Annotated in this window: 25 protein-coding genes; 10 read left to right on the forward strand and 15 right to left on the reverse strand. The window is 65.8% G+C overall.

Annotated features, from left to right (window positions below; all coding sequences use genetic code 11):
- Window positions 1-51: 51 nt before the first annotated feature.
- Window positions 52-345 carry a hypothetical protein gene (locus tag CB0101_RS03450; protein ID WP_010308005.1) on the forward strand — a complete coding sequence of 98 codons (294 nt, stop codon included), beginning with the start codon at window positions 52-54 and terminating at the stop codon, window positions 343-345.
- On the opposite strand, the gene CB0101_RS03455 is transcribed toward CB0101_RS03450, so the two are convergent.
- Entirely contained in the window at window positions 302-673 is a 372-nt protein-coding gene (locus CB0101_RS03455) for a YraN family protein (RefSeq protein ID WP_010308001.1), read from the reverse strand. The genes CB0101_RS03450 and CB0101_RS03455 overlap by 44 nt on opposite strands.
- 45 nt (window positions 674-718) lie before the next feature.
- Window positions 719-949 carry a hypothetical protein gene (locus CB0101_RS03460; protein WP_010307997.1) on the reverse strand — a complete coding sequence of 77 codons (231 nt, stop codon included), beginning with the start codon at window positions 947-949 and terminating at the stop codon, window positions 719-721.
- A 139-nt stretch (window positions 950-1088) separates the two neighbouring features.
- Here CB0101_RS03460 and CB0101_RS03465 point away from each other — a divergent pair, with 139 nt between their 5' ends.
- Window positions 1089-1574, forward strand: coding sequence for a pentapeptide repeat-containing protein (locus CB0101_RS03465; RefSeq protein ID WP_010307994.1), 486 nt, complete (start codon window positions 1089-1091; stop codon window positions 1572-1574).
- A gap of 13 nt (window positions 1575-1587) precedes the next feature.
- Entirely contained in the window at window positions 1588-2025 is a 438-nt protein-coding gene (locus CB0101_RS03470; protein WP_010307992.1) for a hypothetical protein, read from the forward strand.
- Window positions 2026-2046: 21 nt separating this feature from the next.
- On the opposite strand, the gene CB0101_RS03475 is transcribed toward CB0101_RS03470, so the two are convergent.
- Entirely contained in the window at window positions 2047-3228 is a 1182-nt protein-coding gene (locus tag CB0101_RS03475) for a choloylglycine hydrolase family protein (RefSeq protein ID WP_010307990.1), read from the reverse strand.
- Between the two features lie 58 nt (window positions 3229-3286).
- Between CB0101_RS03475 and CB0101_RS03480 the strand changes: the two genes are divergently transcribed.
- Window positions 3287-3727, forward strand: a complete 441-nt coding sequence (locus CB0101_RS03480; RefSeq protein ID WP_010307987.1) for a LexA family transcriptional regulator — start codon at window positions 3287-3289, stop codon at window positions 3725-3727.
- Entirely contained in the window at window positions 3720-4997 is a 1278-nt protein-coding gene (locus CB0101_RS03485) for a Y-family DNA polymerase (RefSeq protein ID WP_010307983.1), read from the forward strand. Before CB0101_RS03480 ends, CB0101_RS03485 begins: the two co-directional genes overlap by 8 nt.
- 3 nt (window positions 4998-5000) lie before the next feature.
- Here the strand turns inward: CB0101_RS03485 and CB0101_RS03490 are convergent, their stop codons facing one another.
- On the reverse strand, window positions 5001-5285 hold the full coding sequence (locus CB0101_RS03490; protein ID WP_010307980.1) for a hypothetical protein: 285 nt from the start codon (window positions 5283-5285) through the stop codon (window positions 5001-5003).
- Window positions 5286-5319: 34 nt separating this feature from the next.
- Window positions 5320-7431, reverse strand: coding sequence for a DNA primase (gene dnaG / locus CB0101_RS03495; RefSeq protein ID WP_029552921.1), 2112 nt, complete (start codon window positions 7429-7431; stop codon window positions 5320-5322).
- Window positions 7432-7477: 46 nt separating this feature from the next.
- On the opposite strand from dnaG, the gene CB0101_RS03500 reads away from it, so the two are divergent.
- Window positions 7478-8350: a DMT family transporter gene (locus CB0101_RS03500; protein WP_010307974.1), complete on the forward strand. Its 873-nt coding sequence runs from the start codon at window positions 7478-7480 to the stop codon at window positions 8348-8350.
- Here the strand turns inward: CB0101_RS03500 and CB0101_RS03505 are convergent.
- Window positions 8325-8780, reverse strand: coding sequence for a hypothetical protein (locus tag CB0101_RS03505; protein ID WP_029552920.1), 456 nt, complete (start codon window positions 8778-8780; stop codon window positions 8325-8327). The genes CB0101_RS03500 and CB0101_RS03505 overlap by 26 nt on opposite strands.
- 22 nt (window positions 8781-8802) lie before the next feature.
- Between CB0101_RS03505 and ruvA the strand changes: the two genes are divergently transcribed.
- Genes ruvA through CB0101_RS03520 form a run of 3 tightly spaced genes read left to right on the forward strand, consistent with a single transcriptional unit; the run spans window position 8803 to window position 10212 of the window.
- On the forward strand, window positions 8803-9465 hold the full coding sequence (gene ruvA, locus CB0101_RS03510) for a Holliday junction branch migration protein RuvA (RefSeq protein ID WP_010307967.1): 663 nt from the start codon (window positions 8803-8805) through the stop codon (window positions 9463-9465).
- Window positions 9466-9525: 60 nt separating this feature from the next.
- Window positions 9526-9795: a 30S ribosomal protein S15 gene (gene rpsO, locus CB0101_RS03515; RefSeq protein WP_010307963.1), complete on the forward strand. Its 270-nt coding sequence runs from the start codon at window positions 9526-9528 to the stop codon at window positions 9793-9795.
- A 3-nt stretch (window positions 9796-9798) separates the two neighbouring features.
- Window positions 9799-10212, forward strand: a complete 414-nt coding sequence (locus CB0101_RS03520) for a PAM68 family protein (RefSeq protein ID WP_010307961.1) — start codon at window positions 9799-9801, stop codon at window positions 10210-10212.
- On the opposite strand, the gene CB0101_RS03525 is transcribed toward CB0101_RS03520, so the two are convergent.
- The 9 genes from CB0101_RS03525 to CB0101_RS03565 form a co-directional block, all read right to left on the reverse strand.
- Window positions 10187-13723: a DNA polymerase III subunit alpha gene (locus CB0101_RS03525; RefSeq protein WP_010307957.1), complete on the reverse strand. Its 3537-nt coding sequence runs from the start codon at window positions 13721-13723 to the stop codon at window positions 10187-10189. The genes CB0101_RS03520 and CB0101_RS03525 overlap by 26 nt on opposite strands.
- 102 nt (window positions 13724-13825) lie before the next feature.
- Entirely contained in the window at window positions 13826-15286 is a 1461-nt protein-coding gene (gene gatA, locus CB0101_RS03530) for an Asp-tRNA(Asn)/Glu-tRNA(Gln) amidotransferase subunit GatA (RefSeq protein WP_010307954.1), read from the reverse strand.
- Between the two features lie 32 nt (window positions 15287-15318).
- The gene (locus CB0101_RS03535) at window positions 15319-15561 is read right to left on the reverse strand and encodes a DUF1816 domain-containing protein (protein ID WP_010307950.1); all 243 of its coding nucleotides are present in this window, start codon (window positions 15559-15561) and stop codon (window positions 15319-15321) included.
- 52 nt (window positions 15562-15613) lie between these two features.
- Window positions 15614-17284 (reverse strand): 23S rRNA (guanosine(2251)-2'-O)-methyltransferase RlmB, encoded by a 1671-nt coding sequence (gene rlmB, locus CB0101_RS03540; protein WP_010307946.1) that lies wholly within the window; start codon window positions 17282-17284, stop codon window positions 15614-15616.
- Window positions 17281-17652 carry a ribonuclease III domain-containing protein gene (locus tag CB0101_RS03545; protein WP_050778769.1) on the reverse strand — a complete coding sequence of 124 codons (372 nt, stop codon included), beginning with the start codon at window positions 17650-17652 and terminating at the stop codon, window positions 17281-17283. The genes rlmB and CB0101_RS03545 overlap by 4 nt, the downstream gene beginning before the upstream one ends.
- A 49-nt stretch (window positions 17653-17701) precedes the next feature.
- On the reverse strand, window positions 17702-18049 hold the full coding sequence (locus CB0101_RS03550; RefSeq protein ID WP_010307942.1) for an STAS domain-containing protein: 348 nt from the start codon (window positions 18047-18049) through the stop codon (window positions 17702-17704).
- Window positions 18050-18176: 127 nt separating this feature from the next.
- A complete protein-coding gene (gene carA, locus CB0101_RS03555) occupies window positions 18177-19322 on the reverse strand; it encodes a glutamine-hydrolyzing carbamoyl-phosphate synthase small subunit (RefSeq protein ID WP_010307938.1) in 1146 nt (381 codons plus the stop codon).
- 31 nt (window positions 19323-19353) lie between these two features.
- A complete protein-coding gene (trpD, locus tag CB0101_RS03560) occupies window positions 19354-20388 on the reverse strand; it encodes an anthranilate phosphoribosyltransferase (RefSeq protein WP_010307935.1) in 1035 nt (344 codons plus the stop codon).
- Window positions 20389-20425: 37 nt separating this feature from the next.
- Window positions 20426-20764, reverse strand: coding sequence for a DUF3288 family protein (locus CB0101_RS03565; RefSeq protein ID WP_010307932.1), 339 nt, complete (start codon window positions 20762-20764; stop codon window positions 20426-20428).
- A 38-nt stretch (window positions 20765-20802) separates the two neighbouring features.
- Here CB0101_RS03565 and CB0101_RS03570 point away from each other — a divergent pair, with 38 nt between their 5' ends.
- Window positions 20803-22569 carry an ABC transporter ATP-binding protein gene (locus CB0101_RS03570; RefSeq protein ID WP_010307929.1) on the forward strand — a complete coding sequence of 589 codons (1767 nt, stop codon included), beginning with the start codon at window positions 20803-20805 and terminating at the stop codon, window positions 22567-22569.
- Window positions 22570-22597: the final 28 nt, after the last annotated feature.

Genomic DNA, 22597 nt, shown 5'->3' on the forward strand with positions numbered 1-22597 from the left:
TGGCCGTCCGCGCCCAACGGGGTTAAACACAGAAGCATCCATCCAACGCCGATGCGCCATCCCGCCGCCTCCGCCTGGCTCACTGCACTGCCTGCCGCTGCAGCGCTCGTGCTGGCCATTGCCCCTCAAGCCCAGGCCGGATCGATCACCGCCGAATCGATGTGGGACAAGAAAAACGCCATCGAACGGGCCGAGGAGCAACTACCAGCCAACGCCACGGTGACCAACACGCACTGCACCGTGGTCAACGTGACCATCGGCAACTACCGCTACATCTGCACCGTCGACTACACCACCACCCCTACGGCCCCAGCCAGCAGCGAATCCAGCGCACCGGCTCCTTAGCCGGCGGTTGCGGCACCAGGGCGAGCACCAGCTCCAGGCTGCAGTGTTGATAGCGGGGATGGGCCGCCAGCCAACAGCGATAGGCACAGCTCAGGCGAGCCCGCTTGCGCGCCGTGAAGCTGGCCAGGCCCCAGCCATCCCGTCCGGATCGAGCGCGACTTTTCACCTCCACCAGCAACAGGCGCTGCGGCTTATGCAGCAGCAGATCCAGCTCCCCCCAGCGGCAGCGCCACTGCTGTTCGAGCAGCTGCCAACCGGCGGCCTTCAGCAGGCGCTGGGCCCGCTGCTCCGCCCAATTGCCGCGCCGCTGGGTTGCGCTGATGGCCATGACTGCCCACGCCCTCATCCAGCGTGAGCATTCCCCTGCAGCCGCTCACTCGCCGGGCAGCTGACCGCGCAGGGCTCGCAGGCAGTATTTGCAGCCGCCGGTGGTGACCAGATGTCGCTCCGGCGTGATCGAAATCCAGCGCACTGGATGCTCCTTGCAGCGGATCTTGATGGGCGTTTTGAAGCTCTTGTAAACGATGGCGCTGTAGTCGTAGCGATCCCCGAAGCGGGAGCGGGCCCGAGCCAGGAACGTGTTTTGATCGATCGGATTGCCCATCGCGAACGCTCGCTGTTCGATTCGGCAACAAGGGGCTGCATCGATCGATGCATTGAGCCGGAGATTAAGGGAAGCCTCTCGAGGCGTTGGTGGTGATCGCGACAGGCTGCCTAGGGTTGGCCGACCCGATCCCGATCCGATGGGCCGCCTGCTGCGACCGCTGTTTTCGCTCCTGCTGCTGCCTCTGGCACTGCTGCTGGCGGCCCCAACCGCCCAGGCGGCCATGGATGTGGCCAAGCAAGTGCTGATCGGCCACGACTTCGCCGGCATGGATCTGCGCGGCGCCACCTTCAACCTCACCAACCTGCGGGAAGCGGATTTCCACGGCTCCGACCTGCGCGGCGCCAGCCTGTTTGGGGCCAAGCTCCAGGACGCCAACCTCTCCGGCACCGACCTCACCGACGCCACCCTCGACTCGGCCGTGCTGGACGGCACCGATCTGCGCAACGCGGTGCTCGAGAACGCCTTCGCCTTCAACACGCGCTTCAACAATGTGTTGATCGAAGGCGCCGATTTCACCAACGTGCCCTTCCGCGGTGACGTGCTCAAAACCCTGTGCGCCAGCGCCAGCGGCACCAACCCCGTCACGGGCCGCAACACCCGCGACACCCTCGAGTGCAGCTGAGGAGAGCCACGCCATGAGCTTCGACGCCCGCAGCCTTGAGCGCCTGCAGCAACTGGGCCGCAGCCTGCCCAAACCCCTGCCCAAGCCGGAAGCGGAGCCAGCACCTGCCCCCGCTAGCCAACAACGCCATCGGGTGGAAACGGAAACCGACCCTCAGGCCCTGTTCCGCGAGCTGATGCAGGTGAGCCCCGATGGCAGCGTGCCGCCCCACCTGATGGACCGGTTGCGCCAGGCAGAAGCCGATCAGCAGCGCCAGCGCCAGGCCGAGCAGCGACAGGCCATCCAACGGCAGAGCCCCCAGGGCCCCTCCGCCAGCTCAGGCCTGCAGCCGCGCGGTGCCAACAACGAACTGCGCCCCAATCGCCAGCGCCGCCCTCCCGCCAACAGCGAGGAACTCGAGCTCTACACCGCCTTCCAGCAACTGCTGCTGGAAGGCGACGAAGAGGACTGATCAACAGCGCTCAACCTTGAACTAGGGCTTGAGAACAGTGACCTGCGCAGGCTGATCCAACGGCATCACTTTGATCGCAGCACCATCGAGGGGCAGCTGATCGAAGTTGAGACTGCGCAGACCTGGATTGTCGTAGGTCTGGATGTAATACACGAGATTCTTTTGATCAGCGGCCACCGTCCACTCGGTGATTTCATAGGTGGTGTTAGAGCCTGCACCCCCAAACGCACCACCCGGCGGCAACAGAATGCTCCCAGGTGGCAGATCAAATTGACCGAGAAGGCGGAAGGCCGTGCCCACCTGCTGCTGCGTGGTGAGGTTGGTCGGGGCGTAGTGGCTCAACATCAGTGCGCGGATAAAGCGCGATGTAGAGAGGAAATCACCCGGCAATCCGTGCAGCCCACCGCCGGTGCTGGCCGGCGGAAGCTTCAGGCCATTCACGCTCAGCTCCGCCGGTGGCATCGCGCTGAGATTGGCGTAATTGCCAGCTGCGGCGAGGTGATACGGGAATGGCGGATCGTTGGTGTACGTGCCGGTGGGGTTATCCATCATGGTGAGCTCACCCTTGATGTATTCCACCGACAAACTCTTCCCCGTTCGATCATGCAAGGTCATGTGGATCGGCAACGGCCCACCGAACACCTTGATCGCAGCACCATTCACCAGCACCTTGGGCAAGCCACGCTTCACCTCTTCAATCGTGGCGAAGTTGGTTAGCACATAGGTGAGCAACTGAGCGCTATTGATCGAGCGCTTGGTCTGACCAGGGGGAACGCTCTGAAATTGGGCATAGCCAGCGAAGTAGAGCAGACCGCCAGCCAAGCCTTTCTCATTCATGCCATCCGGAATCACATCCTTCAGGCCGAGGGCATTGAGGCCAACCACGGCATAGCGACTGGTCCAGGCCAGGCCATTCCCGATCCCGCCATCGGGGCCATTGCCGCGCAGGGGCGTCCCGCGCTGAATCAACACAGCCTGACTGCCAAGCGGCTGGCCGAATTCCATGGTGCGGCCATACACACGGCCCCCATCCGAGCCCTTGAGCACAAAGCTGGTGCAGGCCTGAGCCGGCACCGCTTGACCCCCCAGGAGCCCCAGGGCCGCCAGTACACCGAGGGCGCGGCGGCGCCATGCCATTGCTTGGATCATCTGCGGTACCGAAATCACAAACTGCCCCGAAGCCTGACCGACCCGGCCAGCCACGGCAACACCGGATCAGTACAGATGAACTAGCCTGCTTCGGAGCGTGTCCGGGCGGCCTGTGTCACTCCTCCTGATCGGCAGCCTGCGCAGCCAGCGGCCCAGCCTGCGGCTGCCCCTGGCCGCCAGCACCGTGGCAGCGGGCTTTCCCAGTCCTGCCGATGACTACATCGATGCGGGCATCGACCTCAACGAGGCCCTGATCCGCCATCCGAGCAGCACCTTTTTCCTGCGGGTGAGCGGCGATTCGATGATCGACGCCGGCATTCAGCACGGTGATCTGCTGGTGGTGGACCGCAGCCTCGAGCCCCGGCCCGGCCTGATCGTGGTGGCGGTGCTCGATGGCGCCTTCACCCTCAAACGCCTGGTGCGCTACCACGGCCGGCTGCGGCTGGAGGCAGCCAACAGCGCCTATCCGCCCCTGGAGCTCCATCAATGCGGCGACGTGCAGATCTGGGGCGTGGCGATCCACGTGATCCACGCCCTCACGCGCCATGGCTGATGTGCTGGCGCTGATCGACGCCAACAACTTCTACGCCTCCTGTGAGCAGGCCTTTGATCCAGCCCTGATCGGCCGGCCGGTGGTGGTGCTCTCCAACAACGACGGTTGCGTGGTGTCGCGCAGCAGCGAAGCGCGGCAGCTGGGCATCGGCATGGGCAAGCCCTATTTCCAGATTGCGGCGCAACTGGCCCAACACGGCGTGGTGGTGCGCAGCTCCAACTACGCGCTCTACGGCGACATGAGCCAGCGGCTGATGAGCAGCCTCGAACCGTTTGTGGCGGAGCTGGAGGTGTATTCGATCGATGAAGCCTTCGCGCGGCTGCCGCGCCCGCGGCACGGTGATCTCAGCGCCTGGGCCGCGGAGCTGCGCAGCCGCATCCGCCACAACCTGGGCCTGCCGATCGCCATCGGCCTGGCCTCCAGCAAGGTGCTGGCCAAACTCGCCAACCGCATCGCCAAGGGAGATCGCCGCCATGCGGGCGTGTTCGATCTCGGCCGCGAAGCCAACCCCGATCCCTGGCTGGAGCTCACCCCCGTGGAGGAGATCTGGGGTGTGGGCCGCCAGTTGGGCCGCTGGTGCCGGCTGCGGGGCATCGCCAATGCCCGGCAACTGCGCGACATGGCCAGTGGCGAACTGCGGGCCAAGGCGGGGGTGGTGGGTCTGCGGCTGCAGCTGGAGCTGCAGGGGGTGAGCTGCCTGCCCCTGGAGCAAGCGCCCAGCGCCAAGCGGGAAACCTGCGTGAGCCGCAGCTTCAGCCGGGCGATCCTGAGCGAACAGGAACTGCGCCAGGCGGTGGCCACCTACGTGGTGCGGGCGGCCGAGAAACTACGCCGCCAGCAGCAGTGCAGTGGCCGGCTCACGGTGTTTGCCCGCACCAGCCCCTTCAGCCCGGGCTTCTACAGCCAGGCCGCCAGCACCGCCCTGGCGGTGGCCAGCAGCGACACGGCCGTGCTGCTGCAGGCCGCCCTGCCGCTGGTGGCGGTGATCTACCGGCCCCACAAACGCTTTGCCAAGGCCGGGGTGCTGCTGCAGGAGCTGCAGAGCCAGGAGCAACTGCAACACCATTTGCTGGCACCGCTACCGGAGCAGGAACAGCAGCGACGGGCGGCCTTGATGCAGAGCATCGATGGGCTCAATCGCCGTTATGGCCGGGGCACAGTGCAATGGGCCGCCTGCGGCATCGCACCCGGCTGGATGATGCGGCGCGAGCAGCTCTCGCGCGCCGCCACCACCCGGCTCAGTGATCTCCCCACCGCCTGGGCCCGCTAACGATCAGGGCTGCCCGTATTTCTGGATGCTCTGCTTGCTGCAGAAGGTTTTGGCCTGTTCGATCGTCTGACGCTTGCCCACCTGCTCCACCACGCAATTGCAGGTGTCGGTCACCATCCCTTCAGGTGGTGTCTTGCCGGCCGTCTTGAAGTCGTCGGCCATGGCCTCAGAGCACTTTTTGAAAATGATCTGATTGATCATGCTGGCCTGGGCAGGAGCAGCCAGGGCAGAGGCAGCAGTGGCAACCAGACACACGCCGATCAGGCGGCGGATGGAGGGAAAAGGCATCCCTGAGTCTTAACAGAGCTGCGACGCAAGAAGCTCAGGCCGTGAGCGAATCCGCTTGCTCCTGCAGCACATCTTCAAAGCCAGCGCGGCGCTGCTGGTCGAGGTGGGCAATGTGCTGGCGCTCGTTGTAGTAGAGCTCCTGAAAGCGCAGGGCATCGCCGTTGAGGTCGGCGAACATCGCCTCGATGCGCGCCTCCATGTCCAGGGCGGCGGGCTGCAACGCCTGGCCAGGAGCTGGCTCCGCCGCGGGTGCCTGGCCCTCCTCCAGCAGGCGGGCGATGCAGCGCTCCAGGGTTTCGAGGCGCTGGGCACTCCAGGCGTTGAGCAGATGGCGGCAGCGCTTCAGGCTGCGCTGCCGTTCCAGCGAAGCGGTGGCCCCGCGCAGCTGCAGCAGAGGGTTGGCGAGAGCGAGGCGCTGCACATCGGTGGGCTCAAGCAGGGGCGTGAGCCGGGTGAGCAAATCCGAAGGGCTCTCGCCGTCGCTGAGCAACAGCTGATCCGAAAGCAGCCGCGGCAGCTCCAGATCCGCCAGCTCCACACCCGGATCAACGCCGCGATTGATCGCCTCAAGCCGGCCCACGCCAAGGTTGTCTTCCTCGAGGGAGCTGATCGCAGCCCAGAGCTGACGGTGGTGGGCCAGCGCAAAATCATCGAGCTCACGGCGACGTAGCTCGGCGCGGATCGTGCCCCGGTGCGGGGGGCAATGCAGATACAGACGCAACAGTTCCGCTTCCGCCCGCTCCCGCAGGCCCGCCTCACCGGGCTGCTCCCAGCGCTGGGAGCGGCCATGCCAGCGCTGACCTTTCACCTGCTGGCGCAGATCGTCTTCAAGCTGGAGGGCCAGGCGCGCCTGGCCGCCACTGAGCCGCTCAGCCACCTGCTGCAGGTAGCGGGAGCGCACGGCGCTGGCGGGCAGCTTGCCCAGCAGCACCACCAGCTCACTCACCGATTGCTGGAACTGATCGGAGCGGGCCAGATCACGGCCCTCGAGCACCTGATCGATCTGCCAATCGAGCCACAGGGGCGCCTGATCGAGCAGGGAGCGATACTCCCCAGCCCCGTGCTCCTTCAAAAACTCATCGGGGTCTTTACCGGCCGGTAGGTGCAGCACCCGCAGCTCCAGCTGACCCTGCAGCGCCAGCTGCTCCACCTCACCGATGGCCCGCTGGGCGGCGCGCACACCGGCGCGATCGGTGTCGAAATTGAGGATCAGGCGCTTGCCATCGCAGCAGCGGCAGAGCTGGGTGATCTGCTGACTGCTCAGGGCGGTGCCCAGGGCCGCCACCGCATTGGTGATGCCGGCGGCATGCAGGGCGATCACATCGAAATAGCCCTCCACCACCACCGCCCGATCGTCCTTGCGGATGGCGTTGACCGCCTTATCGAGACCGAAGAGATGCTTGCCCTTCTCAAACACCTCCGTTTCAGGAGAGTTCAGATATTTGGGTTCGCCGCCATCGAGGCTGCGACCGCCAAAACCGATGATCCGGCCCTGCCGATCGCAGATCGGCACCATCACCCGGTGGCGGAAGCGGTCGTAGAAGCCATCACCGCCGCGCCGCGGCACCACCAGGCCCGCCGCCTCCAGCAGCTCGGGTGCAAAACCCTCCACCTGCTGCAGATGGCTGAGCAAGCCATCCCAGCGCTCCGGCGCATAGCCGAGGCCAAAACTCTCCAGGGTGGTTTCGCTCAGGCCCCGCTGCTCACGGAGATAGGCAAGAGCTGATGCCCCATCAGGGCTGCGCAGCTGGCTGCGAAACCAACCGGCAGCCAGGGAGAGCACCTTGTGCAGCTGATCCCGGCGCGAGAGCTGCTGCCGCAACCGCTCCTGCTGGGGACCCTCCAGGGTTTCCACCGGCAGCTGGTACTTGCGCGCCAGCTCCAGCACCACATCGCTGAAACTCTGGCGCTGCAGTTCCATCAGGAACTTGATCGCGTTGCCACCAGCACCACAGGAGAAGCAGTAGTAGAACTGCTTGGCCGGCGACACCGTCATCGACGGCGATTTGTCGTCGTGGAACGGACAGACCCCGACGAACTCGCGGCCCTTCTTCTTGAGCACCACGTGCTCACCCACCACATCAACGATGTCAGCGCGTTCCTTAACGGCCTCGATCGTGCGGGGGTGGAGGCGAGGAGCAGACACGCTGCGCACGCGGGTGCGGCTTCAGGATGGCAGGGCAGCCCTGTGGATGCTGTCCAGCGCCGTCAGTTTCAGCCTGATGGGGGTGTGCGTGAAGGCCGTGGGCGGCCGGATCCCTGTGGCGGAGGTGGTGATGGCCCGATCCGCCATCAGCCTGCTGCTGAGCATCGCCATGCTGCGCCAGGCCGGGTTGAACCCCTGGGGGCAGCGGCGGGGCCTGCTGGTGTTGCGCGGCGTGATCGGCACCGGAGCCTTGCTCTGCGTGTTTGCCGCCCTGGCGCAGCTGCCCCTGGCGCCGGCCACGGTGTTGCAGTATCTCCAGCCCACCTTCACGGCGCTGCTGGCCTGGTTGCTGCTGCGAGAACGGGTGGGGCCGCGGGTGCTGCTGGCGGCATTGCTGGGGTGGTTAGCGGTGGTCCTGCTGAGCAATCCGAGCGAGTTAATGGGATTGCTGGGCCCGATCGCCAGCGGTTGGCTGGAGGGCAGTGCAACGCCTCTACCCCTGGCCGGAGTGATGCTGGCCATTGCCGGCGCCCTGCTCTCGGCCTGCGCCTACGTGAGTGTGCGGGCCCTGGGCCGCACCGAACACCCGCTGGTGATCGTGTTCTATTTCCCGCTGGTGGGCTTGGTGCTCACCACCCCACTGGTGCTGCTGCAACCGGTGTGGCCCACGGCCTGGGAGGCCCTGGCTCTGGTGGGAGTCGGCCTGTTCACCCAGCTGGGGCAGCTGGGTGTGACCAACGGGTTGCTGGGCTTGCCGGCCGCACGGGCCACAGCCCTGAGCTATGGCCAGGTGCCCCTGGCGGCCCTGTGGGGCTGGTGGTTCTTTGGTGAGGCGCTGGATCCCGACACCGCCCTGGCGATGGGCCTGGTGCTGGTCGCCACGCTGCTCAGCCTCAGGCGATCGGCAAGGGATCGATGATCCAGTCCTGCGTGGTGCCATCGCTGCTGCCGCTGGGCCGCGCTAAGCGCCAGCTCTGGCCGCGCTCGCCCCGTTGCAGGTAGAGGTCAAAGGCACTGTCAACGCGGATCGGATCACCCGGCAGGCGCCAATCAAAGCGACCGGTGAGGTGCAACCCTTTGCTGCCGCCGATCGGCAGAGCCTGCTGAGACTCCACCCGCACCCGGCTCACCTGAGGCATGCCCTCGGCGGTGCTGAGCTGCAACGCATCGGCGATCGAGCGCTGGGTGAGATCAATCTGCAGGGCCAGAGCTGAGAGCAGCACCTTCTGGGAGGGCTGAGCACCGCCGCAGGCACTCAGCGTGAAACTGAGCACCACACAAAGCAACAGCGCCACAACCCGGCGCAGCGCCACAACCAGCGGGAACGGGGTTGTCGGAGCGGGCAGCATGGGGAGCAACAACGGTGCTCCCATGATCGGCTGGCTGCAAGGGCAACTCGCCGATCGTTGGCAACAAGCCAGCCGCTGCGGGCTGCTGCTGGTGTGCGGCGGCGTGGGCTACGAGGTGCACCTGCCCAGGCGCCAGTGGGAGCGGCTCGGGGAAACGGGCACTGAGCTCAGCCTGCACATCCATCAGGTGATCCGCGAGGACGCCTGGACCCTCTACGGCTTTGCCAGCCGCGCCGAGCGCGATCTGTTTCGGGAATTGGTGGCCGTCAGCGGCGTGGGTCCGCAGATGGCCCTGGGCCTGCTGGGCCAACTGAGCTGTGAGGAGCTGGTGCGGGCCATCGTGCAGGCGGACCTGCGCCTGCTGACGCAGGCACCAGGGGTGGGTAAACGCACGGCGGAGCGCCTGGCCGTTGAGCTGCGCACCCGGCTGCAGGAGCGCTACGGCAGCGTGGCCAACCCCGAGGACACGGCCGACCTCGCCCTCCCGGCCAGCGGCAGCGCTGAAGCCCTACCCAGCGCCGTGCGCGACGAGGTGAATCTCACCCTCACAGCGCTGGGCTACGAGGCCCTGGAGATCAACCGCGCTCTGCGGGCTGTGGCGACGACCGAAGAAGACCTAGGCCAGGGGGCCGATGCCTGGCTGCGGGAGTGTCTGCGCTGGCTCTCCCGCAGCCAGGCGGCCTGAGGAGGGGTGACCACGAGGCGGTAAGTTGGATGTTTGCACCGTCAGGGCCAGACGCCGCGCATGTCGCTCGACACCACCAAGAAGCAGGAACTGATCAACGCTCATCAGACCCACGGCACCGACACCGGTTCTGTTGAGGTTCAGGTGGCCATGCTGAGCGAGCGCATCAGCAAGCTGAGCGGACACCTGCAGAACAACATTCACGACTTCTCATCGCGGCAGGGCCTGCTGAAGATGATCGGTCGCCGCAAGCGCCTGCTCAGCTACCTGCGCAGCAACAGTGAGCAGCGTTACATCGCTCTGATCCAGAAGCTCGGCATCCGCGGCTGATCGATGGCAGGCAAGGGGAATAACCGCGCCCGCTCCGGCGGCGGCGGTGGTCTAGGGCCGCAACCCCCTGCCAGCCTCAACAGAACCAAAGCCAAGCCTCAGCAGACCATTCCCGATTACGTGGCCAATCGCATGGCCCGGCGGGTGGCGATTGCCACAGGCATCCCCAGCGTTCTCGGGATGTCCACATTCGTGGCCAGTTATCTGCTGGTGAGCAAGGGCGTGATGGATATTCCCCCTGGTGTCACCTTGGTGACGTCCGGGGGATTCTTCTTGTTGGGGTTGGTGGGGCTGAGCTACGGGGTGCTCTCCGCCAGCTGGGAGCCGGGAGCCGGCAGCCTGCTGGGGTTTGAGCAGATTGGCCTGAACATCAGCCGGCTGCGCAGCTCGATCAAGCGGCCACCAGCGGCGAGCTGAGGCGAGCCCGAAACGCCTGGGCGGTGAGGCTGCTGAGGGCGGCCTCACTGTCACGCACGCAGAACTGATGGCCGAGGCGCACGAAACGGGTCTGGCCGTGGTGGTGCACCATCGCCACCACGGGAACGCGAACGCCGGCCTCATCCTTCTCGGTGCGGTGCTGATTGAGGCACTCGCGCAATTTGTGCTGCACAGCGATATCACTGGCCTCACTGCCTTCGAGCTCCACCAGCAACACCTTGAGCTCATCGATCACGCGGCAGTCATCCACGATCAACTGCACCTGCTCATCGCGCCGGTCCACCGAGGCCCAGATCAACAAGCGCGCATCCACCATCAGGAAATCCGCCAGGCGGGCGTAGGTCTTCGGAAACACCACGGCCTCGCAGCTGCCGCTGAGGTCTTCGAGCTGCAGCACCGCCATGCGATCACCTTTGCGCGTGGTGACAGGCCGCAGGCCCGCCACCATGCCCACCACGCTGACGCGGGTCTTATCGGCCTGCTCCTCCAGGCTGCCCAGCCCCACGGGTGAGAGCAGCTGCACCGGGCGGGTGAGCTGCTTGAGCGGGTGATCGGAGAGGTAGAAGCCCACCAGGTCTTTCTCCAGACGGAGCTTTTCGGTGGGCGGGTAGTCGGGCACCGGCGCTGCCTTGGGGGCCGTGCTCAGATCTCCGCTGCCAGCTGCATCGGCAACAGCATCAGCACTGCCGCCACCCATCAGATCAAACAGATTGCCCTGGCCGCTGGCGCGGTCGCGGGCACGGGAGGAGGCCCAATCCACGATCAAATCGAGATCAGCCATCAGCTGGGCACGGTTGGCCTGGGGCTCGAGAGCATCGAGCGCACCGCAATGGATCAGCGATTCAAGTGAGCGCCGGTTGAGCGTGGTGCCGGGGATGCGGTCGCAGAGATCGGCCAGGGAGCGGAACGGGCCATCAGCGCTACGGGCCTCCAACAGGGCGCGAATCGCGCCATCACCCAAATTGCGCACGGCGGAAAGGCCAAACAGGATGCGGTCGCCCACGGGGGTGAAGTCGATCCCGGAGGCGTTCACATCCGGCGGCATCACTTCAATGCCCATGGCATTGCAGTTGGAGATGTAGCGCTGCACCTTGTCGGTGGTGCCGGCATTCACCGTCAGCAGCGCCGCCATGTAGGCCACTGGATAGTGAGCCTTCAGATACGCCGTTTGATAGGTCACCGCGCCGTAGGCGGTGGAATGGCTCTTGTTGAAGCAGTATTCGGCGAACAGCACCATCTGCTCAAACAGCGCCTCGGCGATCTTCGAGTCGACACCGCGCTCGGTGGCCCCCTTCACAAAGATGCTTTGGTGCTTCTCCATCTCACTCTTCTTCTTCTTACCCATCGCACGCCGCAGCAGGTCGGCTTCACCGAGTGAATAGCCGGCTAGATCCTGCGCAATCCGCATGATCTGCTCCTGATACACCATGATCCCGTAGGTCTCCTGCAGGATCGGCTCGAGCTTGGCGTGGGCGAAATCAATCGCCTCGCGGCCATGCTTGCGGTTGATGAACTTGGGAATCAGGCCGGCATCGAGCGGACCCGGCCGGTAGAGCGCCAGGATCGACGAGATGTCCTCCAGGGATGAGGGCTTGAGATCGCGCACGATCTGGCGCATGCCGCTCGATTCCAGCTGGAAGATGCCTTCAAGATCGCCGCGGGCCAGCAGGCCGTAGGTGCCGGGATCATCGAGAGGAAGCGCATCAGGATCCACCTTCTGGCCAGTGCTCTGCTCCACCAGATCGATGGTTTTATCGATCATCGTGAGGTTTTTGAGGCCGAGGAAGTCCATCTTCAGGAGCCCCATCGACTCCACGTCTTCCATGAAGTATTGGGTGATCACCTGGCCGTCGTTGTTGCGCTGCAGCGGCACCACCTCATCGAGCGGATCAGCGGCGATCACTACACCAGCCGCATGCACACCGAAGGTTTTGTTGGTGCCTTCGATCCGCATCGCCATATCCACCCAGCGTTTCACCTGGGGATCGTTCTGATATTTCTCGCGGAATTCGGGCGCCGGTGATTCATCGCCAATCATCTCCTTAAGCTTGGCGGGCTTACCGCGCACCACCGGGATCAACTTCGCCAAACGATCGGCATCGCCGTAGGGGATGTCGAGCACGCGGGCCACATCCTTCAGCACGGCCTTGGAGGTCATGCGGTTGAAGGTGATGATCTGGGCCACCTTCTCCTCGCCATAGCGGCGGGTCACGTAGTCGATCACCTCGCCACGGCGCTCGATGCAGAAGTCGGTGTCGATATCAGGCATCGACTTGCGCTCAGGATTGAGGAAGCGCTCGAACAAAAGCCCGTTGGTGACCGGATCGATGTTGGTAATCCCCAGGGCGTAGGCCACCAAGGAACCGGCGGCCGAACCGCGGCCGGGCCCGACAGGGATGCCGTTCTCGCGGGCGAAGCGGATGTAATCCCACACCACCAGGAAGTAGGTGGGGAAGCCCATCTGCTCCATCACCTGCAGCTCGAAGGTGAGCCGCTCGCCGTACTCCGGCGTGAACACTTCGTTCTCCGGCAACTGAAGCCGGGCCCGCAAACCCTGCTCGCTCACCTCGCGCAGATAGCTCACCGGCGTGTGCCCCTCCGGGATCGGGAAGCGGGGCATCTGATAGCGGCCGAGGATGTCGTAGTCCTCCACCTTTTCGGCCACACGGGCGGTGTTGGCGACCGCTTCGGCGACCACCTCCGGCTCGAGGTGATCGGCGAACAGGGCCAGCATCTCCTGCTCACCTTTGATGTATTCGGTGCCGGTGTAACGCAGGCGCTTCTCGTCGGTGACGAGCTTGCCGGTGAGGATGCAGAGCAGCGCGTCGTGGGCTTCAGCGTCGTTGCTGGTGAGGTAGTGAGCGTCGTTGGTGGCGATCAGCGGAATGCCCAGCTCCTGAGAAATACGCACCAGTTCCACGTTCACGATCCGATCTTCCGGTGAACCGTGGTCCTGGATCTCCAAGTAAAAGTCGTCGCCAAACACGCCCTGATACCAGCGGGCCACATCGCGGGCCACATCGGGTCGACCGCGCAGGATCGCCTGGGAGAGCTCACCACCAAGGCAGGCGGTGGCCACGATCAGCCCCTCGCTGTATTGCTCGAGGGTGGGTTTATCGATACAGGCGCGCGAAAAGATGCCACGGCCGCGCATGCCACGCAGGTGGCTGATGCTGGTGAGCTTCACCAGGTTGCGATAGCCCACCGCGTTCTTGGCCAGCACCACCAGGTGGTAGCGGCGCTCTTTTTTGGGGGGATTGGGGTCATCAATCGAGCCATTGATGACATACATCTCATTACCGATGATCGGCTTCACGGCGGTGCCCTTGCAGAGCTTGAGCAGCTCAATGGCGCCGTACATCACGCCGTGGTCGGTGAGGGCCAGGGCCGGCATGCCCAGCTCCTCAGCCCGTTTCACCATCGCCGGCAGCTGACTGGCCCCATCCAGAAGGCTGTAGTCGCTGTGGTTATGGAGCGGAACGAAAGCCACAGGCGAAGCCAGAGGGCGGTGCGATGGCCCCAGGCTAAGGGGCCACCACCAGATTCAGGGCTTGCTCAGCACGATCCTGAACGCAACACGCCAGGGATGGCGTCAGGGCACCAGGGCAGCCGCCGGACGCTTCTCCATCACGCGAGCAGCCTGCTCGTAGTGCCAGGCCACCTGCAGCAGCCGCTCTTCTTGGAGCACGCCGGTGATCAGCTGCACACCGATCGGCAGGCCGGCCCCATCGAAGCCGCAGGGCAGGCTGATGGCCGGCAGGCCAGCCATGTTGGCGGGAATGGTTAGGAGATCAGCCAGGTACATCGCAAGGGGGTCTTCGGCGTGGGCGCCAAAGCCGAAGGCGGTGGTGGGTGAGGTGGGCGTGAGCAGCACATCCACCGACCCAAAGGCACGGTCGAAGTCGCGGCGGATCAGGGTGCGCACCTGCTGGGCTTTCTTGTAGTAGGCATCCACGTAGCCCGCCGAGAGGGCGTAGGTGCCGATCAGGATGCGGCGCTGCACCTCATCACCGAAGCCTTCGGCGCGGCTGCGGGAGGTCATCTCCGCCAGGCTGGCGGCATCGGCGGCGCGGTAGCCGTATTTCACGCCGTCGTAACGGGCGAGGTTTGCCGACGCCTCGGACGGGGCGATCACGTAGTACGTGGCGATGCCGTCGTTGAAGCGGGGGCAGCTCACCTCCACCAGTTCACAACCGAGGGCTTCCAGCTGGTTGGCGGCGGCCATCACCGACGCCTTCACCTCGGGATCAAGCCCCTCAGCTTCAAAGCACTCGCGCACGATGCCCACCTTGAGGCCAGCGACTGGCTGCTGAAGCGCGGCTGTGTAATCAGGCACCGGAGCCTTGAGGCAGGTGGAATCACGCGGATCTTCACCGGCGATCACCTGCAGCAGTTCAGCCGCATCGGCCACGTTGTTGGCAAAGGGACCCACCTGATCCAGGGAGCTCGCGAAGGCCACCAGGCCGTAGCGGCTGACGCGGCCGTAGGTGGGCTTCAGCCCCACCACCCCGCAGAAGGCGGCGGGCTGACGGATCGAGCCGCCGGTGTCGGAGCCGAGGGAGCCAACGCACTCACCAGCGGCGACGGCCGCGGCGCTGCCACCGGAGCTGCCGCCAGGCACCTTGTCGGTGTTCCAGGGGTTGCGGCTAGGGCCGAACACCGAGGTCTCGGTGGAGCTGCCCATGGCGAACTCATCGAGATTCGTTTTACCGAGCAGCACAGCACCGGCACCCCAGAGACGGCCGGTGACTGTGGATTCGTAGGGGGGCACGAACTCTTCCAGCATCCGGCTGGAACAGGTGGTGCGCACCCCTTTGGTGCAGAGGTTGTCTTTGATGGCCAGCGGAACACCGGCCAGGGGAGGCAGCTGCTCACCGGCGGCGCGGGCGGCATCGATGCGATCGGCGTCGGCCCGGGCCCGCTCCGCGGTGACCTCGGTGTAAGCGTGGATGCTGGGCTCAACCGCCTCGATGCGGCTGAGGTGCTGATCGGTGAGCTCGCGGGCGGACACCTCGCCGCGCTTGAGCTGCTCGCGCCACTCGGCGATCCCCATCAACCCTGCTGCAATTCCAGGGGTCGACGCTATCAGTCAGCACTGATGGTGAAGGGCTCGCCGCGGCGGGCACGCAGCAGGGCGTGGTTCACCTCGGCTGCACCTTCACTGCGCAAATCCGCCAGGAATGGCGGCAGGGCCTCCTCAAGGCTGCTGCGCCGCACGTAGGGGCCAAACCAATAGGTCACATCGGGCTGGCGCGTCTCCACCCGAGCCCACCAGGCCAGACCAAGCCCATTGGCAACGCTGCGCAGGGGCTGGAACAGGGTGGTCATGGGGCGGTGGGCAGTGGACTCATTGTGGCCGCGAAAGCGGCGGACGCAGCAATCAGAGCTTGATATCGCCTGAGAAATCCACAGGGCTACCGGGGGCCAGGCCCAACACAAGCTCCGGCTCCGGCTCACTGGGGGCATTGAGCTCAGCCACCACGTGCTCCACCAAGGCTTGGGCAGCCTCGGCCTCCTCGGGGGTGAAGGTCTCGGGCGCCTCGCTCTCCAGCTCCGTGCTGAGCAGAGGTTCATCCTGCAGCTCAGGCTCGGCCTCAGGAGCTGCAACGGGTGCAGCCGCTGGGGCCGAGGGGATCTGGGGCCGCACGATGCGCGGCGCCGGGGCCGAACCCGTGATCTGCTTCATCCAGCCCCGGCGGGCCACCTCATAGAGCACCATTGCGGTGGCCACCGAGGCATTGAGGCTGGGGGTGGCGCCCCGCAGGGGAATGCGCACCAGCTGATCGCAGTGCTTGCGGGTGAGCATGGACAGGCCCGATCCCTCTGAACCGGTCACGATGACCAGGGGGCCATCCAGATCGGCTTCACTGAGGGCCACGCCGGCTTCTCCGGCTAGGCCAATCACGCGGTAGCCCTCTTCTTTCAGGGTTTCCAGCGAACGGTTGAGGTTCACCACCCGGGCCACGGGTAGGTGCTCGAGGGCGCCTGCAGCCACCTTGGCCACCGAACCGGTGAGGCCGGCGCTGCGTCGCTGGGGCAGCACCAGGCCGTGGGCGCCGAGGGCCTCAGCGCTGCGCACGATGGCGCCGAGATTGTGGGGATCCGTGATCCCATCGAGGGCCATCAGCAGGGGCGGCTCGCCAATGGAACGGCAGCCATCGATCAGGCTGCCCAGATCGAGGGTGTCAGCCGCAGCGGCCTGGAGCACGATGCCCTGGTGCACGGCTCCATCGGTGAGCTGGCCGAGGCGCGCCCAGGTGACCTCCTCCACCAGCACACCACCGGCCTTGGCCTCCCGCAGGAGCTGCATGAAGCGTGGCTGGAAGCGCATCTCCGGCGTACACCAGATGCGATGAATGGGGCGATCGCTCTCGAGGGCCGCCTGAGCTGCGTGGCGTCCCCAGATCAGATCGTCAGCCGGACCCGCATTGAAGCGTTCGGATTCGCCAGTGGGGGCGTCGACGATCAGCGGACGGCTGGCAGCCGCCTGGTCGCGATCACCGCGCAGGGGCTTGCGCTCGAAGCGGCGCTCCTGGAACGACGAACGCGCTGAGGAAAAACGGCCCTGCCCCTGGGGACGGCCGGGGCGGCGCTCTGTGCGGCTGCCGCTGCCGCGGACCCCTTCGAAGCGGGGGCGCCCGCCACCCGGACGATCACCGGATGCACGGTCAAAACTGGGGCGATCGCCGCTGGGTCGCTCCGAGCCGGGGCGATCACCGCCGAAGCGGTCTGCACCAGAGCGCTCAAAACGAGGGCGTTCGCCACCACCGCGGCGGGCGCCATCAAAACGGCGCTCCGGACGCCCCCGATCCCGATCGCCAAAACGCTCGGAACGGTCGCCTCGCTCTGGCCGACGGCCGAAGGACGGGCGATCGCCGCGTTCGCCACGATCACCCCCCTCACCACCACGCTCCGGGCGCCACTCACCACGGGGTGCAAATGGACGACGCGAACCACCGCGCGCATCGGGGCGAGCCGGGCGGCCCGGGCGCGAACCTGCCGCCCCCGAGCCCTGGCCTTGGTCCCTGCGGCGATCAAAACGGGGGCTCATGCGTCAGCGGGCAAAGGGGTTATCGGGTCGGCGTTCTCGAGGTGTGCCAGCAGCTGGGCAAGGCGGCTGGGGTCTTGAAGAAAGAGCCAGCCCACCATTGTCTCAAACCCCGTCGCCCGCCCATAAATGCCGGCCTCTCCTTTGCGGGGTCCACGGCCGGCACGGTTGCGGCCTTTCCGTACCAGCTCTAGCTCCTCCTGGCTCAGCAGGCCATCGCGCTCCAGCACCGCCAGGGCTGCAGCCTGGGCATCGGCACGCACTTCAGCCACCACGGCACGATGCAGCTCGCCACTGCGGCCGGGCTGGCGGCAGTGGCGCAGGCGATGGTGAAGCTCCCACACCGCATCCCCCAGCCAGGCCAGCTGCAGCGGGCCGAGGTCAGCGGTGTTGGAACTGGCCGGAATCGCGGAAAGCCAATCAGGCCGCGATGGATCCGAGGGCGGTATCGAGGTCGGGCTGGAGATGGAGGAACTGCTCAAGCCTCACCAGTTTCACCGTCTGCACGACCCGGGCATTACCAACCACCAGGAACTGCATGGCCTGGTCGTTGCAGTGCTTGGCCATCTGCACCAGGGCACCCAGACCGGAAGAGTCGATGAAGTCGATCTTGCTCAGATCGATCACCAGCGGTTGCGGTGTGCTGGTGAGGTGCTCGGTGATGAACGCGAGAAATTGCTTCTCGGAGTAGGCGTCGAGCTGGCCGGTGAAGCTGAACAGCAGACAGCCGTCCTGCTGCTGAAAGCCACCGCGCAGAGACACGGTCAATCGCTGCAGATCAGTGATGGCTCCTGACCTCTGACGTTTGGGGCGCCTGCAGTGTAATGACGGTTTTCGGAACGAACAGGACCGCAACAAAGCTGCATTGATGGCGCGCAGTGCCTGGACGGCTGACTCAGCTGCGCCGCTCGGCCATCAAGGCTGCAAAACGACCGAAGTGGTGGTCGGCGTCGTGGGGTCCAGGGCTCGCCTCGGGGTGGTACTGAACACCGAAGACTGGCTTCTGGCGATGGGCCAGGGCCGCCACGGTGCGGTCGTTGAGATTGAAATGGGTGACCTCCACCGCATCGGCAGGGAGCGAAGCCGCATCGATGGCGAAGCCGTGGTTCTGGCTGGTGATTTCCACCACGCCTGGACTGCCGCAGGGGTGGTTGAGGCCGCGGTGGCCATAGCCGAGCTTGTAGGTGCTGCCGCCCATGGCCAAACCGAGGATCTGGTGCCCCAGGCAGATGCCGAACACCGGCAGATTGCTTTGGGCCAGCAAGCCTCGCGCCAGCTCGATGCCGGTGGTGACCGCCGACGGATCCCCGGGGCCGTTGGAGAGGAACACGCCCTCGGGTTGCAAGGCCAGCACCTGCGCAAGGGTGGCATCAGCGGGCAGCACGGTGATCGCGCAGCCGTGAGCGGCCAGCCGCTCGAGGATGGCGCGCTTGATGCCGAAATCAATCGCCACCACCCGATAAGGGGTGGCGGGATTGCTCTGCAGGCGCTGATCAAAAGCAGCCGGGCAGAGACTGCTCCAGTCGTAGGCCGCGTCGGTGCTCACCGTTTGGGCCAGGTTGAGGCCGGCCATCGAGGGAGCTGAACGCACCTGGTCGAGCAGCTGTTGGGGTGTGCTGCCATCGGTGCTGATCGCGCCGTTGATCGCGCCGCCTTCGCGCAGATGGCGCACCAAGGCCCGCGTATCGATGCCGCGAATCCCCACCACGTTGTGGCGTTGCAGCCAGGCCTCCAGCGTGTCTTCGCAACGCCAGCTGCTGGGCACAGGCGCCAGCTCTCGGGCGATCACCCCGCGCACATGGGGCGCATCGGCTTCCTGATCAGCGCTGTTCACGCCGGTGTTACCCAGTTCCGGATAGGTGAACGTCACCAACTGGCCGGAATAACTGGGATCGGTCATCACCTCCTGATAACCGCTCATCCCGGTGTTGAACACCACCTCACCCACCGCAGTACCGCTGGCACCGAAGGCTTCACCGCGCAGCACCAGGCCATCGGCCAGCACGAGCAGGGCGGGAGATGGGGAAGAAGCTGTGGTCATGCCCCCATCATCCCCTCCAGCGGGATCAGGGCTAACGGGAAGCCAAGGCTGCGCGCAGGCGCTCAAACCGCTGCCAGGCTTCACCGCTCGCCATCGCTGCAAGCGCCACGGGCACGGCAGCTGCCACGGACTCGGCGCAACCCGATGCCCAGAGCACTAAGGCCGAATTAAGGGCCACCACATCGCGCTGGGCCACGCTGCCGCGCCCCTGCAGAACGGCCTCCAGGATCGCCTGGTTCTCAGCCAGCTCACCGCCCACCAGCGCCTGCATCGGGGCTTCCGACAAACCGAGCGCTGCCGGCGTGATCGTTTCAGAGCGCACCGAGCCCGCCTCGATCAACCGCAATTCGCTCGGACCCGATAACGACGCCTCATCCAGGCCACCATGACCGTGCACCACCACAGCTCGGCGCAGGCCCAGGCGAGCCAGGGCATCCGCCATCGGATCCAACAGATCGGAGGCACCGACACCCAACACCTGGGTATCCGGGCGCAGCGGATTCACAAGAGGACCGAGCAGGTTGAACACCGTGCGCACCCCCAGGGCACGGCGCAGTGGAGCCAGCCCCACCAGGGCCGGATGCCAGCCCGGGGCAAATAAGAAGGTGACACCTGCGGGCTCAAGGGCCGCCACCACCTGCTCGGCTGGGGCTTTGAGATTGAGCCCCGCGGCCTCGAGCACATCAGCCGAACCCACCTTGCCGCTGGCGCTGCGGTTGCCGTGTTTGGCCACGTGGGCGCCGCAGGCCGCCGCCACAAACGCAACGGCCGTGGAGATGTTGAACGTGTTGGCCCCATCGCCCCCGGTACCGCAGGTATCCACCAGGGGCAGCTCAGGCCGTGGGCCAGGCAACGGGCAGGCCTGGCGCAGCACCTGGGCCATCGCCGCCAGCTCCTCACCATTCACCCCCTTGGCCCGCAGGGCAGCAAGCAAGGCACCCGTGAGCACCGGCTCAAGCTCTTCGGCGAGCCAGGCCTGCATCAGGGCTGCGGCTTGTTCTGTCTGAAGCGATTTCCCCTGCAACAGCTGCTCCAGCAGCGCGGGCCAGGACGAAACAGCGGCCATGGGGAGCAATCAGATGGGGCTGATGTAGCAGAAAAGTTCAGGGACTGTCCTGATCGGCGGTGTCGAAACCTGAGCCCACGGCCTGCTCCTGCGCTTCAGCACCGGGGCGATACCCGGAGGCCCAGATCGCCCGGCAGCGTTGATTGAGTTCCGCATGGCTGAACCCCCACAGGCGAAGCGTTTTCTCCAGATCGTCCTGAAGGTCGAGAGCGCCGGGGAAGCCGGCGTAGCGCATCAACAGCCGGCCCAGATCCACCAGCTGGGCATCAACGGGCTGCTGGGTGGCCAGCAGGGAATCCACCAGCTCGCGATCGCTGGCATACAAAGGATGCTGTTGCTCGGGCTGATCGCTGGCGGGCATCAGATCGTGCGGCACGGCTGGCTCCCTAGGTTGGCAGCTTCCTGCGGTGCGACATGGCAGCCATCCGGTTCGGATTGATCGGGCGCTACCTGCGGCCCTATCGCCGCACGGTGCTGCTGGGTGTGGCGGCGTTGGTGGTGGTGAACCTGCTGAGCGTCGCCCTGCCGCTGCTGGTGCGCGGCGTGATCGATGACCTGCAGGATGGTTTCACCTTCAGCGATGTGCTCCGTCAAGCCGCGCTGATCATCGCCCTGGCCACCGTGATGGGTGGCGTGAGGCTGTGGTCACGCATGTTGGTGTTCGGCGTGGGACGCCAGGTAGAAGCGAGCCTCAAGCAGCAGATCTTCGATCACATGCTCCGCCAGGAGCCGGGTTGGGTGCAGACCACCGGCAGCGGAGAAGTGATCAGCCGCGCCACCAGCGACGTGGAAAACGTGCGGCGCCTGCTCGGTTTCGCCGTGCTCAGCCTCACCAACACGGTGCTGGCCTATGCCCTCACACTGCCGGCGATGCTCGCCATCGATCCCCTGCTCAGCCTGGCGGCGGTGGGGCTCTACCCCTTAATGCTGGTCACCGTGCGCCTGTTCGGTGGGCGGATGATGCGGCAGCAGCGGCGCCAGCAGGAAGCCCTCGCCCAGCTCAGCGATCTGATCCAGGAAGACCTCTCCGGGATCAATGCAATCAAGATCTACGGCCAGGAGGCCACCGAACGGCAAGCCTTCGAAACCCGCAATCGCCGCTACCGCGACGACGCGCTGCAGCTAGCCCGCACCCGCAGCACCTTGTTTCCGCTGCTGGAGGGCATCTCCTCGGTGAGCCTGCTACTGCTGCTCGCCCTGGGCAGCGGCCAGCTGGAAACCGGGCGCCTGAGCATTGGCGATCTGGTGGCGTTAATCCTGTATGTGGAGCGCTTGGTCTTCCCCACCGCACTGCTGGGCTTCACCCTCAACACCTTCCAGACCGGCCAGGTGAGCCTTGAGCGGGTGGAAGAGCTGCTGCGGCGCAAACCACAGGTCACCTCACCGGCGCAGCCTCAGGAGATCGCCCCACCGCAGCAGGCCGGCCGCCGGGCCGCCTCTGTGGAGGCCCACAACCTTTCGCTGCGCTATCCCGATGCAGATCGCCTGGCGCTTGATGGCGTGAGCTTCCGCCTGGAACCGGGCGAACTGGTGGCGGTGGTGGGCCCGGTGGGCTGCGGCAAAACCACCCTGGCCCGGGCCCTGGGCCGCATGGTGGAGGTACCCGAGGGCGCGCTGTTCCTCAACGGCACCGACATCACCCAGGTGGAGCTCGATCAACTGCGCCGCCAGGTGGCCCTGGTGCCGCAGGAGGGCTACCTGTTCACCGCCACCCTGGCCGACAACCTGCGCTACGGCGAACCCAGTGCCGGCCAGGAGCAGGTGGAGGCTGCCGCGATCCAGGCACGGCTCGAGGGAGACATCCGCGGCTTCCCCGATGGTTACAGCACGCTCGTGGGAGAACGGGGCATCACCCTCAGCGGCGGCCAGCGGCAGCGCACCGCCCTGGGCAGGGCCCTGCTGGTGCAGGCCCCGCTTCTGGTGCTCGACGATGCGCTGGCGAGCGTGGACAACAACACCGCCGCCGACATCCTCCAATCGGTGCGCAGCCAGCAGGACCGCACGATCCTGATGATCAGCCACCAGCTCTCGGCCGCCGCCGCCTGCGATCGCATCCTGGTGATGGATGGCGGCCGCCTGGTGCAGCAAGGCCACCACAACGAGCTTGTGCAGCAGAGCGGCACCTACAGACGGCTCTGGGAGCGCGAGCAGGCAGAGCAGCAGCTGAGCCAGGCAGCCTGATCCGCGCTTCAAGCCACCGCCGGATTCG

Origin of the sequence: Synechococcus sp. CB0101, from assembly GCF_000179235.2 — a bacterium.
Lineage (GTDB): Bacteria > Cyanobacteriota > Cyanobacteriia > PCC-6307 > Cyanobiaceae > Vulcanococcus.

Coding starts and splice junctions, on each gene's coding strand:
- CB0101_RS03470 (WP_010307992.1), top strand. CDS start 1,588: ATGAGCTTCGACGCCCGCAGCCTTGAGCGCCTGCAGCAACTGGGCCGC.
- CB0101_RS03505 (WP_029552920.1), bottom strand. CDS start 8,780: ATGCTGCCCGCTCCGACAACCCCGTTCCCGCTGGTTGTGGCGCTGCGC.
- gatA (WP_010307954.1), bottom strand. CDS start 15,286: ATGGGGATCGCCGAGTGGCGCGAGCAGCTCAAGCGCGGCGAGGTGTCC.
- CB0101_RS03500 (WP_010307974.1), top strand. CDS start 7,478: ATGCTGTCCAGCGCCGTCAGTTTCAGCCTGATGGGGGTGTGCGTGAAG.
- carA (WP_010307938.1), bottom strand. CDS start 19,322: ATGACCACAGCTTCTTCCCCATCTCCCGCCCTGCTCGTGCTGGCCGAT.
- ruvA (WP_010307967.1), top strand. CDS start 8,803: ATGATCGGCTGGCTGCAAGGGCAACTCGCCGATCGTTGGCAACAAGCC.
- CB0101_RS03570 (WP_010307929.1), top strand. CDS start 20,803: ATGGCAGCCATCCGGTTCGGATTGATCGGGCGCTACCTGCGGCCCTAT.
- rpsO (WP_010307963.1), top strand. CDS start 9,526: ATGTCGCTCGACACCACCAAGAAGCAGGAACTGATCAACGCTCATCAG.
- rlmB (WP_010307946.1), bottom strand. CDS start 17,284: ATGAGCCCCCGTTTTGATCGCCGCAGGGACCAAGGCCAGGGCTCGGGG.
- CB0101_RS03485 (WP_010307983.1), top strand. CDS start 3,720: ATGGCTGATGTGCTGGCGCTGATCGACGCCAACAACTTCTACGCCTCC.
- trpD (WP_010307935.1), bottom strand. CDS start 20,388: ATGGCCGCTGTTTCGTCCTGGCCCGCGCTGCTGGAGCAGCTGTTGCAG.
- CB0101_RS03455 (WP_010308001.1), bottom strand. CDS start 673: ATGGCCATCAGCGCAACCCAGCGGCGCGGCAATTGGGCGGAGCAGCGG.
- CB0101_RS03535 (WP_010307950.1), bottom strand. CDS start 15,561: ATGACCACCCTGTTCCAGCCCCTGCGCAGCGTTGCCAATGGGCTTGGT.
- CB0101_RS03520 (WP_010307961.1), top strand. CDS start 9,799: ATGGCAGGCAAGGGGAATAACCGCGCCCGCTCCGGCGGCGGCGGTGGT.
- CB0101_RS03450 (WP_010308005.1), top strand. CDS start 52: ATGCGCCATCCCGCCGCCTCCGCCTGGCTCACTGCACTGCCTGCCGCT.
- CB0101_RS03490 (WP_010307980.1), bottom strand. CDS start 5,285: ATGCCTTTTCCCTCCATCCGCCGCCTGATCGGCGTGTGTCTGGTTGCC.
- CB0101_RS03460 (WP_010307997.1), bottom strand. CDS start 949: ATGGGCAATCCGATCGATCAAAACACGTTCCTGGCTCGGGCCCGCTCC.
- CB0101_RS03465 (WP_010307994.1), top strand. CDS start 1,089: ATGGGCCGCCTGCTGCGACCGCTGTTTTCGCTCCTGCTGCTGCCTCTG.